Annotated in this window: 13 protein-coding genes; 9 read left to right on the forward strand and 4 right to left on the reverse strand. The window is 41.3% G+C overall.

Annotated elements, in window-relative coordinates:
• Positions 1-74: 74 nt before the first annotated feature.
• From ASV53_RS17290 to rmf, 6 genes are all read left to right on the forward strand, one after another.
• Entirely contained in the window at positions 75-614 is a 540-nt protein-coding gene (locus ASV53_RS17290; RefSeq protein ID WP_094958008.1) for a cell division protein ZapC, read from the forward strand.
• Between the two features lie 1328 nt (positions 615-1942).
• The gene (gene rlmKL, locus ASV53_RS17295; RefSeq protein WP_094958009.1) at positions 1943-4081 is read left to right on the forward strand and encodes a bifunctional 23S rRNA (guanine(2069)-N(7))-methyltransferase RlmK/23S rRNA (guanine(2445)-N(2))-methyltransferase RlmL; all 2139 of its coding nucleotides are present in this window, start codon (positions 1943-1945) and stop codon (positions 4079-4081) included.
• Positions 4082-4372, forward strand: a complete 291-nt coding sequence (locus ASV53_RS17300; RefSeq protein ID WP_094958010.1) for a glutaredoxin family protein — start codon at positions 4082-4084, stop codon at positions 4370-4372.
• A complete protein-coding gene (locus tag ASV53_RS17305) occupies positions 4359-6287 on the forward strand; it encodes an ABC transporter ATP-binding protein (RefSeq protein ID WP_062689028.1) in 1929 nt (642 codons plus the stop codon). Before ASV53_RS17300 ends, ASV53_RS17305 begins: the two co-directional genes overlap by 14 nt.
• Complete coding sequence (locus ASV53_RS17310) at positions 6287-8320, forward strand: DUF3466 family protein (protein WP_094958011.1); 2034 nt, start codon at positions 6287-6289, stop codon at positions 8318-8320. The genes ASV53_RS17305 and ASV53_RS17310 overlap by 1 nt, the downstream gene beginning before the upstream one ends.
• 173 nt (positions 8321-8493) lie before the next feature.
• Positions 8494-8667, forward strand: coding sequence for a ribosome modulation factor (rmf, locus tag ASV53_RS17315; protein ID WP_048898357.1), 174 nt, complete (start codon positions 8494-8496; stop codon positions 8665-8667).
• A gap of 238 nt (positions 8668-8905) precedes the next feature.
• Here the strand turns inward: rmf and fabA are convergent, their stop codons facing one another.
• Together fabA and ASV53_RS17325 are read right to left on the reverse strand one after the other, a co-directional pair.
• Positions 8906-9421, reverse strand: a complete 516-nt coding sequence (fabA, locus tag ASV53_RS17320; RefSeq protein WP_083540845.1) for a bifunctional 3-hydroxydecanoyl-ACP dehydratase/trans-2-decenoyl-ACP isomerase — start codon at positions 9419-9421, stop codon at positions 8906-8908.
• Positions 9422-9490: 69 nt separating this feature from the next.
• The gene (locus ASV53_RS17325) at positions 9491-11185 is read right to left on the reverse strand and encodes an AAA family ATPase (RefSeq protein ID WP_094958012.1); all 1695 of its coding nucleotides are present in this window, start codon (positions 11183-11185) and stop codon (positions 9491-9493) included.
• Positions 11186-11375: 190 nt separating this feature from the next.
• Between ASV53_RS17325 and matP the strand changes: the two genes are divergently transcribed.
• Positions 11376-11840: a macrodomain Ter protein MatP gene (gene matP / locus ASV53_RS17330; RefSeq protein ID WP_094958013.1), complete on the forward strand. Its 465-nt coding sequence runs from the start codon at positions 11376-11378 to the stop codon at positions 11838-11840.
• Positions 11841-11931: 91 nt separating this feature from the next.
• Positions 11932-12237, forward strand: coding sequence for a DUF3634 family protein (locus ASV53_RS17335; protein ID WP_062689021.1), 306 nt, complete (start codon positions 11932-11934; stop codon positions 12235-12237).
• Positions 12238-12286: 49 nt separating this feature from the next.
• Here ASV53_RS17335 and ASV53_RS17340 read toward each other — a convergent pair whose 3' ends face one another.
• The gene (locus tag ASV53_RS17340; RefSeq protein WP_062689019.1) at positions 12287-12532 is read right to left on the reverse strand and encodes a hypothetical protein; all 246 of its coding nucleotides are present in this window, start codon (positions 12530-12532) and stop codon (positions 12287-12289) included.
• A 235-nt stretch (positions 12533-12767) separates the two neighbouring features.
• On the opposite strand from ASV53_RS17340, the gene ASV53_RS17345 reads away from it, so the two are divergent.
• A complete protein-coding gene (locus tag ASV53_RS17345) occupies positions 12768-13457 on the forward strand; it encodes a PilZ domain-containing protein (protein WP_094958014.1) in 690 nt (229 codons plus the stop codon).
• Between the two features lie 14 nt (positions 13458-13471).
• On the opposite strand, the gene ASV53_RS17350 is transcribed toward ASV53_RS17345, so the two are convergent.
• On the reverse strand, positions 13472-13852 hold the full coding sequence (locus ASV53_RS17350; RefSeq protein WP_094958015.1) for a response regulator: 381 nt from the start codon (positions 13850-13852) through the stop codon (positions 13472-13474).
• Positions 13853-14262: the final 410 nt, after the last annotated feature.

Below are 14262 nucleotides of genomic sequence, written 5' to 3' on the forward strand. Positions count from 1 at the left end.
AAAGTAAAATTATTCTAAAGTTTTCTGTAAGTCGTTGGATAAACAGTATAAAGAACTAAAACTGGAGTGTTCACGTGCTAAAGCCAAATAACTCATGGAAGTGGTATTTTGACCAACAACATAATTCCCTAATGCTAAGTTTGGGGAAGGACATGGTTTTTCGTACGGCAATTCCAGCTAAATTCTTAATCACTTGTGCTATGCAAGAAAACACCTTCACCGTTGATGATGCTACCGCTTTTGAAACCTTCAAAAGTAGCATTGAACATCTAGACCTTCCAAAGCCACGCAAAGCCGAGTTAGCGCTTAATGCCGTTGCCGCCGGCCGCTTTCATAAACCTATGATGCCTAAAAGCTGGTTTTTCCAAACTCAGTCTCATGGTTATGAGCCAGAACAAGGCGAAATAGTAACGTTAGCAACAGAAACAGGGCATGGTAAGTTCATTGTTATTGAGAATAGTGGGAGTGCTAGCTTGTGTATGCTGGCTGAACAAGAGACTTTAGCGCTCAATAGCACAAAAGAAATGAACTACTGCGATACCATCAAAGTCATGAACGACCGTATACCACCGTTTGTAGAAGAACTGCACCTAGGCTTAGCATTAGTTGGCTAGTTTTTCCTTAAAAAGACTTTTACAGTCTCTATAATTACAGTCACATCATGCTTATGATCCGACTATAGATAGCTTAACCCCAATGTATATTATGCCCCTTATTCTTTAAGCCCTGGGCGTCTCCATGCCATTCCTTTTACTGCCTGACTTTTATTGATCGAAGACTTTCGTCTTATTCCGCGGCCTAATGCGGTTGTTCAGTGCCAATCCCCAATACTTTCTTATTCAATCTAACGTTATCTAATTTATAGGGCTAGCTTACTATCAGCAGGCACAATAGAGCATCTTGGTCTTAATACTAGGCGTGCCTAAAGCCAAAGCCCTGAGGTAAAGGGAGAGGTTAGCTCGCTAGCATAACTCTATTCTGATTGTCCGAATAAGAGGGTAGGAGTTAGAAGTACGATATATGATTTTTATACATTCAGGCCGACTAAAACTCTCGATTTAACGCCCTACAAAACCCCAGGCCACCAAATCACCCATTAAGCACCCTAATTTATGTTGAATTTAATCTTCTATCGACTCTTTGGGTGGTTGTTTTCTGAGCGCGTTGGTGGTCGTTAACTGTACGATAGAAGTGATATCACTCAGAAAAATCATGAATAAATGTAATTTTTTTGTGCCCCTTTTACGCTTATAAATGCAAAAAAATACCATTCATAACTTAGTTATACCAAAGATATGGGCACGCGACTTCCTCATTTTCCCTGTTTATGTAACTGGGTTACACCTTACGTTTCTATTGCGTCCTAACAAGAAAGTGAAGGGTAACTATGGTTAAGCTTAATAGCGATGATAGAGCCATGTCGAAGTGAATATTGCACATGAAGAACGGATTAAGAAAGTTTTATAGAGTAAGTGCTTTGTTTTAATTCTTATATATCAGCTAGTTGAAGTTCGTGTTTCTTTATGGAAACAATGTTAAGCGGCTAGTTTGTAGAGTTGTCTCGTTTGTACATACTTGTTTAAAGGCTAGATTGTTTCTTGGTGTGGACAATATTTCTGGGGTGTTTTATATGCCCCTTTTTTTGGTAAGCGTTTGGCGCTATACATGTACGAGAAAGATAGAAGAGGTGCTTTTTCTAGCTGCTGTGAACTTAGTGATAATTTAGTGACGGTGTAACTATGTTGTAGGTCTATTCTGTATCGGTAAGTACACAAACCGCGTGTCGATACGAGAATAAGCCGATGTTTTGTTGGTAGTTTGGCAGTGACAGCGCATTAACTGAGTGTTTTTTAAGTAAATATGAAAAGCATTCGTTGATTCGCGAGGTATTTTGGGGGTTTTCGGTTATAATTCCGAACAACTAAAGTGCGAAAAGAACTCCATGAATCAATATCTAGCAATCACATCTCGAGGTCTTGAGAACCTCCTAGCCGAAGAACTTAATGAACTCGGCGCGCAAAGCGTTCAAGTCGTCCATGCGGGCGTACGCTTTAAAGCTAATCAAGAAACGGCTTACCGCTGTTGTCTATGGACACGTATCTCATCGCGTATCATCCAAGTACTGAGCGAATTCAACGTTCGTGATGATATGGATCTGTACCTTGGCGCTGCGGCGATCAATTGGACGAATTACTTCAATAACGCGACACGCATTGTCGTTGATTTTAACGGTACTAACCGTGAAATTCGTAATAGCCAATACGGTGCGATGAAAGTAAAAGATGCAATCGTGGATAGCTTCACGAAAGCAGATCTTCGCCGTCCTAATATTGACCGTGACCAGCCAGATCTTCGCATTCATATGCGTCTTTCTGGTGAGAAAGGTGTGCTAGGTCTTGATATGGCCGGTAGTGGTCTTCACCAACGTGGCTACCGTACTGAAGCCGGTCGTGCACCATTACGTGAAACTCACGCAGCTGCACTTGTTATCAAAAGTGGCTGGACACCAGAGCAACCCTTACTCGATCCTATGTGTGGTTCAGGTACATTGTTGATTGAAGCCGCAATGATGGCGGCAGACATTGCACCGGGCCTTAAGCGTAAGCGTTGGGGTTTTGAGTCAATTAAAGACTTTGATAAAGAAGCTTGGCTTGAAATTCATGCAGAAGCTTCTGTAAAAGCACGCCGTGGTGTTGCTAAAGTTGAGACGAAGTTCTTTGGTTTTGAACTAGAACATCGCGTATTAGCCATTGCCCGTGATAACGCAGGTCGTGCAGGTGTTAAAGAGTTAATCAACTTCCAACAAGGTGATGCAACCGAGCTGAAAGCCCCTGAGGGTTTTGAAGCGGGTACTGTAATATGTAACCCACCTTACGGTGAACGTTTAGGTACAACACCTGAACTGATCAGCTTATACACAGAGCTGGGTAACCGTCTTAAACTGGCATTCGCAGGTTCAACTGCAGCGCTGTATTCTGGTTCTAATGAGCTACTTAGCTGCATTCGTATGCGTGCAGATAAGCAATTCAAATTAGCGAATGGTGCACTAGATTGTGTATTAAAAACGTATTTGATTACTGCTGGTGGCGTTAAGAAAGAAGAAGGTGAAACAGAAGGTCACATTGAGCAAAAAGATGTTGCACCTGATTTTGCTAACCGCCTGAAAAAGAACATCACTAAGCTGAAAAAATGGGCGAAAAAAGAGGGCGTTGAGTGTTACCGCATTTACGATGCTGACTTGCCTAATTACAACGCAGCTATCGATAAGTATAACGACTACCTGATTATTCAAGAGTACGCGGCACCTAAAACTGTACCTGAAGAAATCGCTCGCCGTCGCATTATGGATGTGTTGCGTGCAACGATTCAGGTTACGGGTGTAGATAACAGCAAAGTTATCTTGAAAGTGCGTGAGCGCCAGAAGGGTAAAAATCAGTATCAGAAACTGTCGAATGCTGAACGCCACATTATTGTTAACGAGTACGGTGTTGATCTTAAAGTAAACCTTTATGATTACCTTGATACTGGTTTGTTCTTAGACCACCGTATTACGCGCAAAATGCTAGGTGACATGGCGAAAGGAAAAGACTTCCTTAACCTATTCGCTTACACAGGGTCTGCAACTGTGCATGCAGCTTGTGGTGGCGCTAAATCGACAACAACGATTGATATGTCAAATACCTACCTTGGTTGGGCTCAAGAAAATATGGAGCTTAACAATCAAGTTGGTAATCAACATGAATTCATTCAAGCGGATTGCTTGCAATGGCTTCAAGAGGTTGATGACACGTTCGACCTTATCTTTATCGATCCACCTACGTTCTCTAACTCTAAGCGAATGAAGCAGACGTTTGATATTCAGCGTGATCACATCATGCTAATGGAAAACTTGAAGCGTATGCTACGTACTGATGGTCAAATTGTTTTCTCAAACAATAAGCGTCAGTTCAAAATGGATTTAGAGCAACTGAATGAACTTGGCTTAGATGCTAAGAACATTTCTGATAAAACACTGCCTATGGATTTTGCAAAGAATAAGCATATTCATAACTGCTGGATTATCACTCACAAGGAAGGTTAAGTGCTAATAACCCTTTATAGCACGGAAGGATGCCACCTTTGCGAGCAAGCTTACCGCTTGCTCGTTGAGGAAGGGGTACAAGAGCACGTTCAGGTAATAGACATTGCCTTTGATGACGTGCTCTTTTTGCGTTACGGCGTCACGATACCTGTTGTATCAATTTCATCAGAGGCATCAACTGCAGCGGCAGATGCTGCATCTGATGATAATTCACTCTCAATTTCTGAACTTGGCTGGCCGTTTGATCGTGCCGACCTTGCAGTATGGTTAAAAAACAATGGCTTTAATTAATATTAGTAATGCGCAGCTGGCGTATGGTGATCACGCTCTACTTGATAAGGCGGAATTTGTTCTTCAGCCAAACGAGCGCGTGTGTTTAGTGGGCCGTAATGGTGCTGGTAAATCAACCTTCATGAAAGTAGTAACGGGCGATGTACTGCTTGATGACGGCAGCATTCAGCGCCAAACAGAACTAAAGATTTCTCGTCTAGAGCAAGATCCACCGCGTAATGCGGAAGGTAATGTATTTGATTATGTTGCGGAAGGTTTAGCTGAAGTGGGTAAGGTACTTAAAGAGTATCACCACTTACTGGACTTAATTGCGGTTGACCCGAGTGAGTCAAACCTCAATAAATTAATGAAAGCGCAAGAAAAAATCGATCACGCTAATGCGTGGCAGTTTGATAACCAAATTTCAGCGGTTTTAGAAAGCTTGCACCTTGACCCGCATACTATGCTTACTGATTTATCGGGTGGTTGGCAACGTAAGGCGGCTTTAGCTCGTGCACTAGTTTGTAATCCTGACATCTTGTTACTTGATGAACCAACAAACCACTTAGATGTTGCAACGATCGAATGGCTTGAAGGTTTCCTTAAGAGCTTCCGTGGTTCAATTATCTTCATTTCTCACGACCGTGCTTTCATCCGTTCGATGGCAACACGTATCCTTGATCTAGACCGCGGTAAACTGGTTTCTTTCCCTGGCGACTATGAACTGTATCTTGAAAGCAAAGAAGAGATGCTACGCGTAGAAGCCGAGCAGAACGCCGAGTTTGATAAGAAGCTCGCACAAGAAGAAGTTTGGATTCGCCAAGGCGTTAAAGCTCGACGCACCCGTAACGAAGGCCGTGTACGTGCACTTAAAGCGTTACGTGAAGAGCGCAGTGAGCGTCGTGAAGTGGTTGGTAAAGCCGACATGAAACTTCAAGAAGCGAATCGCTCAGGTAAGATTGTATTTGAAGCCGAGAATATTGCTTACAGCTATGGTGATGCGCAAATCATTAAAGATTTCAGCTTCACAGTGATGCGTGGCGATCGTATCGCACTTATCGGGCCAAATGGTTGTGGTAAGAGTACATTGCTGAAAGTGATGCTAGAGCAACTTACACCAACATCTGGCAAGTTCCACTGTGGTACTAAAATTGATGCGGCATACTTTGACCAGTATCGTGAAATTCTAGATCCTGAAAAAACAGTAATGGACAACCTTGCTGACGGTAAGCAAGAAGTGACTGTAAATGGTGTAACACGCCATGCATTAGGTTACTTACAAGACTTCCTTTTCCACCCACGTCGTGCTCGTACTCCTGTTAAGGCACTATCTGGTGGTGAGAAAAACCGCCTGTTATTAGCGAAGTTGTTCTTAAAACCAAATAATTTATTGATTCTCGATGAACCAACGAACGATCTAGATATCGAAACATTGGAACTTTTAGAAGAAATACTTGCCAACTATCAGGGTACATTATTATTAGTGAGCCATGATCGTCAGTTTGTTGATAATACTGTGACAACAAGCTGGATTTTTGAAGGTAACGGGGTTATCGACGAATACGTAGGCGGTTATCATGATGCTCAAGAGCAACGCGCTAACTCTCTAACAAATATTGCTAAAAATCAGGCTGCTGAATATGAGCAGGCGAAGAAAAAGCAAGAAAACAATAAACCGCGAGAGACAACGCGTTCTACGCCCAAAAAGAAGCTTTCTTATAAGTTTCAAAAAGAGCTAGAAGGTCTACCGCTTATCATTGAAGAATTGGAAAATGAAATTGCTTCTATTCAGGAACAAATAAATGATCCTGCATTCTTCCAAGATGTAAAAAATGATACTGAAGCCACACTGGCTCGTCTTGCTGCCGCTGAGCAAGAATTTGAAGTAGCATTTGAACGTTGGGAAGAATTAGAGGCAATGCAGAAGGAATCCTAATGCGACAAAATATGTTAAAGCTTTCTACACTGGCGATTCTGATCGCCGGTGTAACTAACGCGAATGCTGCTGTTTATAAGATTGTTGAAGTTGATGAAACTGGCTCTGGTCTTAGTGCTATTGACTCAATCAACTATTACGGAAAAAACACATCAGGTAGCACTGAAACTTACGCTCAGGCTATTCAGCAATCTAATTCTACTGATGACTGTTTTGCTGGCACTTGTGGCGATTACAAAACGGTAGGGGAAAGCCGTTTTGGTCCTGCTGGTATTGAATACCGTGATGATGTTGCTTATACCTCAGACATTTTGCAGCGTATCAATGATGTAACTACGCTAGAGTCATACTGTAAAGAAAACCTAGGCTTCAATACATGTGATAAATGGGCTAAAAGTCGCTATTACGGTGCTGGTTACAATACTGAAGATGAACGTGATGAGTCTGGCTATGCCGGTTTGTTACGTGAACAACAAGCTTTTCGTAACGGCTATACACGTAACTCTTTCTTGCTGGTTGATGGTCAGCCTCAAGCTACGTTTGCAGAAGACAGTGCTAAATACGCAAATGCGGGTACATTAGGAGCAATTCAAGCTAACTCTATGAACTCGGTACCGAATGGCATTACTACCATTAACGGTGTTGATTACGTTTACGGTGTAACGAGTTCAGCGTACTTCAACGAGGGCTCGCGTTACGCGCGTACATTTGCTAAACGTGGCTTTGTTCAAGACGGTACGAGTGTAAGCCTTGAGCTTTCACCACCATCTGACGGTACTAAACTTGCGCAAGCGATGGGTACCACAACGGCTTGGAAAGCAATTAAAAACCCAACTAACGATAAAATGTTAGTAGTGGGTAGTGCATCGTTTAACGAAAGCCATTTAGATGATAGTAATAAGTTACCAAGTAGCAGCCAGCTTCATATTAACGGGCAGGATGTTGCTTTAGACAAAGATAAGCTTAAGGAATGTTCGACTCAGGCAAATGACGGCAAATTGGCTGACATGTACAACACATGGGAATGCCAATTCACTGTTTTTGCTAATGATGCGTATCTTTGGACTGTTGATACGGCAGCGCAAACAGCGACCCCTGTTCGTATTGCAAATCGTACTTTGGCCCCTAAAGATCCTGATGAAGATCGTCGTTCTTACCAAGCTTCTGCGCGTTCAATTGAGAATGTAAATGGTAAGCCGGTAATTGTTGGTTACTCAACAGAACGTGTATCTAATGATTATTACGCTCAGCGTGCCACAGTTTATACTCCGAAAGATGGTGTTGATTTTTCAGGTACGATTCCAGCAGATAGCTGGACGGCGAAGTTTATTGGTCCTGACATTAAAGACGGCGACAAGCGTCAGTTCACTTATACAATGGCGACTGACATTAACCAAAACAACAAGGTTGTTGGTGTTGCCAAGTTAGAGCGTTCTGAGTCTCGTGCTTATGCTGAGCGTATGTTTGTTTACGATAACAACAATAGCCAGTTTAAATATTTAGATTCAAATGTTAGTGGAATCTTCTTTGATGGTTCAAATGGCTACGCATCTGCAATTAATAATAAAGATGTTGTTGTTGGTAAGTTAGACTCTGAAACCGCTAACCAAGTAGATGGCCGTCAACGTCGTCAGCGAGGCTTCCTCTATAATGCTGGCTCCGATATTACGGGCTCACCTTTAAAGGCTGGTGGCGCATGGTTCCTTGATGATCTAACTAACAATAACGATCAACAATCAAATAGCTACCGTATTGCTGAAGTATCTGATATCAATGATGCAGGGGTGATTTCTGCAACCGCAATGTACTGTGAGGGTGGTTATGATAACTTCTCGCAAGGTGCTACTTGTAAAAATGATTCAAAAGACCAAAATGACTCAGAACGTGTTGTTGCGGTTAAATTAGTACCTATTCAAAACGGCGACATTCAAACGCGACCAGCAGAAGAAACGCAGATCAAACGTAACGGAGCCTCACTGGGTATGTTCGCTTTGACACTGTTAGGCTTCATTGGTTTCAGAAGACGCAAATAAAGTTTCGTTAACTTTGGTCAAAACTCATACAGGCTCACAAATTGTGAGCCTGTTTTGTTTTTGGGGTTGATCATTATTCATAAATCACTCATCTTTATATCTGGAGTCACAAAAACTCCATCATTATGAAACTGTAATGAAAGAAATAATAAGTAAGGAATGAGGACCGAAGTATGAAGAGACAAAAGCGGGATCGTTTAGAACGCGCACAAGCTCGCGGTTATCAAGCAGCTTTGAATGGACGTTCTAGTGAAGCGTGTCCATATCAGGCAACGGATGCCCGTACAAATTGGTTAGGCGGTTGGCGAGAAGCAAGAGGCGAAATACAGCAAGGTCTCTATAAATAAATCCCCCTCAAATTACCTTATTTAGCCCCTTAGGAGAGGGGCTTTTTAATGTCTACTATATTACTTTGTTTTATGCCTTCTGTGACGCTGTAACTGCTGGTGGCGTTCAACTTTTTTATTCCAGATTGCTTACCATTCTCTACTAAGCAATGAGTAAATCAGTACATCTCCGTATGTAAGGCAATAAAAAAGGCCACATAAAAATGCGACCTTTTAGTACTCAGTGCTTAATGGCGAATTAGAAAGCGTCAGTGTCTTTGAATAGACCCACTTTTAAATCTTTAGCGACGTAAATTTCTTTACCATCAACTAATACTCGACCATCGGCAACACCCATAATCAGTTTACGGTTGATAACGCGTTTGAACTGAATATCGTAAGTGACTTTTTTCGCTGTTGGTAGGATTTGACCAGTGAATTTCACTTCACCTACACCTAGTGCACGACCTTTACCTTCGCCACCAGACCAACCCAAGAAGAAACCAACAAGCTGCCACATGGCATCAAGGCCAAGACAACCCGGCATTACTGGGTCACCTTTGAAATGACAATCAAAGAACCACAGGCTTGGGTCTATATCTAGCTCGGCATGAATGAAACCTTTGCCGTGATCGCCACCTTCACCAGTGATTTTAACAATTCGATCAATCATTAGCATGTTATCAGAGGGTAGGCGCGGGAACTCAGGGCCGTGTAGCTCACCTTTACCACATGCAACTAGTTCTTCATATTCGTAAGATTGAGGGCGATTCATCACTATTCGTTAGCTCCTTGAAAAGTATGGGAGCAATTTAGCGTACACGTGTAAGCTAAACAACTCGGATCAGTGCTGGACAAACCAGTTTCTGATTCGCGTTAACCAACTGAGTTCATTAGAAAGATCGCCATGATGGAAGTGATCTATACGTTCAGCAATGCGCGTTAGTAAGGTTTCGACTTCTTCATCGTCACTTCTAAATGTTACACCAGTCAATAACGGAAGGGTTTCATCGACATTCTCAACAGGCCATATATGGAATCGTCCTGCTTTGATTGCTTCAACCACTTCATCATTCAAGCATAGATTAACTAGGTTTGTTTTAGGTAAGATCACACCTTGGCTACCTGTTAAGCCGCGATGAACACAAACCTTATAGAAGCCTTCAATCTTTTCGTTTATACCACCTACAGCTTGTACACGTCCAAATTGGTCTACTGCACCTGTAACGGCGACTTGCTGATTGATCGGTTGATTTGATAATGCAGAAACAAGTGCGCAAAGCTCGGCAAGTGAGGCACTGTCACCATCGACTTCGCAATAAGATTGTTCAAATACGATAGAAGCAGAATAAGGCAGCGCTTGATCAAGGTCTAATGCCGTGCTGACGAACGCTTGCATAATCATCATGCCTTTAGCATGGATATTACCAGCAAGGTCTACTTTACGCTCAACATCAGAGATATCCCCATCACCAAAGTGAACCACACAAGAGATACGTGCTGGTTCACCATAAGATTGCGGATGTCCAGGTACCTCAACAACCGTTAAGCCATTCACTTGGCCAACTTCTTCACCTTGGGAGATAATAACGACCATACCATGATGAATGTCTTCAATTGCGCGTTCAGGCAGGTAGGATTCACGGAACTCTTTTGCTTTCAACGATGCTGTGAGGTGTTCCGCGGTAATTGCTTGGCCTTTCGATTCTAATGCTGCTTCAGATAGAATGCCTTGATGCCATATAGGGCAAAGAGGGACGCGATTCTTATCTTCTGCGTAACGTGCACCTGTGCGTAATAGCAATGTAATCGCATCAGCATCAGCAAGCTGTGGTAGGCCAGCATGCTCACAAACAGATTTCACATAGCTCAAGTAGTCAGGCATGGTTTCATCTGATAGAACGAGGTCTTGTTCAAACTCGCTGTACATAGAGAAGCCAGTGCTTAAATCAGGTTCTGCACCATCAAGCTCTGCCATTAAGTAGCGATCACCCATTAGGACAAGCTTAACATTTAACTTCTCTGCAGGTGGTACGCTATAAAGCGTTTTATTCGATGCTGGCTGCCAATCTAATTCGCCATTCATCAGCACGCTCTTTAAGCGAGGCCACAAAGACGGGTTAGCTAGAATACTCGTCACAGATAGAACAAGGTAACCACCATTTGCTTGATGGAGTAGGCCATGCTTAATTTGTTGTTTGGTAATTGCGCCGTCTTCGAGCGGTGGATAAACCGCCCCAAAGAGTGTCATTTCAGTAACGTTTTCACCGGCAATAATAATGCTTGCATCAGTTTTATTGAGTTCAGCATCAGATTGAGCTAATAATTCAATAACATAATCACGATAGATTTTGTTATCTGGTGCAATGACACGTAATACTCGTGGCTGATAAGGTATTGCGGTAAACCGGCGTACGGCATCCACAAGTCGGTCTTGAAGAAGACCCGTAGTAGCAGATGGAATCGTATCGAACTGATCCATAATTTCAGCGTATTGTGTGTAATCAGGGATCATGGTACGCCAAGTTTCTTGATGCATAAGCTTGTGCTTTCTTTCGTTACTGTGAAAAGGACAGCAGTATAAAGGAATCATTGCCTTCATAATAGCTATAAGGGCGATGATATTCGCGAAAACAAATAGTTAAACATCATCTTGTGATTGAGCTTTAACTTGCTTACAGTTACACTGTCACATGTTAAGTGTAGACTTTTGAGAACCCCTTTACATTATGAAATATCAACAACTTGAAAATCTTGAAGCTGGCTGGAAATGGACTTACCTGGTCAAAAAATGGAAAGAAGGTGAAACGATCACTTCACATGTTGATACCAGTGAAGATGAGGCGGCTGTTCAACAGCTTCTAGCAATAGAGCATGAACCAACGAAAGTGATTGCTTGGATTGGGAAGCATATCTCACCGGGGCTTGATAATAAGCTAAAACAAGCAATTAGAGCGAAAAGAAAACGGCATTTCAATGCAGAACAAGTTCATACTCGCAAAAAATCTATCGACTTAGATTACCGTGTGTGGGAAAAGTTAGCAGAAAAGTCGCAGGAACTCGACTGTACGCTGTCAGATGCGATCGAATACTTGATCAGTGAAAGTAATCGTTCTGAAACCGCAACGCGTAAAGTGTCTGATATCAAAAATGAGTTATCTGAGTTGCTAGACTTTGACTTAAACGAAAGTTAATACGTTTTTGGCGCAATCCTCTTAACATCATAATAGTAGGGGATTTTAAGCGACTATACTGAATATAAGCATATTATTACGGGGAAAGCATATGGAGTATGTTATCGTTCTAGCCGTTGTTGTTGCGGTTTTTGTCTTTTGGGATCGCCCAATTATGGTGATTCAATTTGAAGATGGTGAACTAATTAAAACAAAAGGGAACATCCCTAATGGCTTTTTGATGGGCTGTAAAGATATTGCTCATAAGCAACCATTCTCAGGCAAGGTTAAAGTCTATAAAAACCGCTTCACTACCAAGTTGGTTTTTTCAAAATCAGTTCCATCTAAAATCAAGCAGCGTATTCATAATGTATTCCCATATTCTGGCGGAAGTAAAAAGCATGGCCGCCGTGCTTGAAGTGTAACATTGACTTATTGTAGAAAAGGCTTCCAAGAGGAAGCCTTTTCTATTTAATGCTATTCGATAATGCATTATGGTGATGCAAATAGTTAGCGACAATCTCTTTAAGTTGTAGTAGTTCATCTTTTGTTTGCTGGTGGTTGTCTTGTTCTTGTTTTAATTGATTACCGAGTTCAACGGCCATATAACCACCTTTTATGAGTGCCTTGGTGGTAACCTTATTGCCAGTTAGCTGCTTTAAATCTTCGATCATGTAGAAGTGTTTATCTACATCTCTTATTGTTATTGCCATACTGCCTCCATGAAGAAGAAGCATTTTATCTAATACCATCAATAACTTCCACTAAATGATAGCATTCTTACTAGGAAGGTAGTCGTTGGTATATGGCATTTTGCAATCATACCACCCTAACGCACTATAACTTATAGTGGCGAGTAAATTATTGCATTGAAAGTATAAAGTGAAATACATACACTATGTAGATCACCTCATATCTAGCTAACTATAAATGGAATAAAAGACGCACATGTCTAATAAGGATAGAGAAAAGCTAATACCAGGTGCGCAAGGCGCTCTATTAATTAAAAACAGCAGCATTGTGACTATCAGTATTAAAACGCCACTTGGACGTATATTCCGATGTGAAACCGTTTTTATTGGTACAGATAGCCACGATTACCTATTACTTGAAATGCCTTCAATTCCTAAAAAAGATATTGATATGTATTTACTAGAAGGTTTTAATATTTCGATTAAAGCCATTTCAGATCGTGGGGAAGGCGCTATTATTCGGTTTGCAAGTCGGATTGAGCATCTGATATTTAAGCCCATAGGCTTACTTGCGATTAGTCTTCCTCATTCAATGCTGTCGACGCCCTTAAGAAGCGAACCTCGCTTTGAAGTTACCTTACAAGGTAAAGTCATTTTGCCTGAGCGGCAACTACTTGTTGAATTGAAAAATCTATCTCACAAAGGTTGTTGTTTTCAGCATAGCATTCATGGCCCTGAAATTAATCTAGACCAGAAGGTCGATATCTTCATTACGAACCCAAGATTGAAAACGTACTTTCAGCTATCGGGTTCAATCAAAAGTATTAATCGCGTTGGCGTATTCTGTCAGTATGGCGTGATGTTCGACCCGCAAGGCTGTAGTGATACCAAGTTACTGTTAAAGCAACTTGTTTTTGATGGTGTTGGGTTGTCTTTCAAAAAGTAAGCTTTAACTTTTGTTTACAAAATGTTCGGTGTTGGTAGAACCTTAGTTAAACACCGTTCAATTTTTTGTATCGATAGGGGCTTTACAATATAGTCAGCAGGTTTTAATAAAATAACCTGCTTTACCGTTTCCATTTCACTATCACCACTGACTATCACAACAGGTAGGCTAGGGAACTGTTTCTTAATAAACTGCAATACAGGTATACCGTCGAGTGGCTTTTCTAAATTCAAATCTAAGAATACACAATCAAGAGTATTGTTAATTAAGGCATTAACTGCTGTTTGTGGTGATGTTGTATGAATAATCGATTGAGGCTTCGCACACTTTCGAAGGAGCTGAGTCAGAATTTGAGCCATCATCTTATTATCTTCAATTATCATAAATCGCTTCATACCACGTCCTTTGTTTCAATCACGCTTCACCCTTGTTAACAAGCTTAACTTTTATTGATTAAAGAGTGTAGGAATAAGTTGGTTTTTATTCATAGAATCAATCATTTGATCTCATTCCTACTATTGTCGGACAATACATTATTTGTTTTTGCAGCTATTTGCTTTCTTTAACTTCTTAAGTGCACTTATCTGTCTTTTCATGCGTTTCTTTTTTTGCTTACTTGCCATGATGTATTTTTTATCAATATCTGTGCGTTTATTCTTAATGCCACTGCATGATAAGTATTTGTATTGCTCGATGTAGTCATCCACCGATTTCATTTTCGCGCTACTCGTAAAAGGGAAGGCTAAGCAAAGTATTAACAATATACGCATTTAATCTATTCCAGATAAAAATAAAAGCTATAAAG

Origin of the sequence: Photobacterium sanguinicancri (genome assembly GCF_002265265.1) — a bacterium.
GTDB lineage: Bacteria > Pseudomonadota > Gammaproteobacteria > Enterobacterales > Vibrionaceae > Photobacterium > Photobacterium sanguinicancri.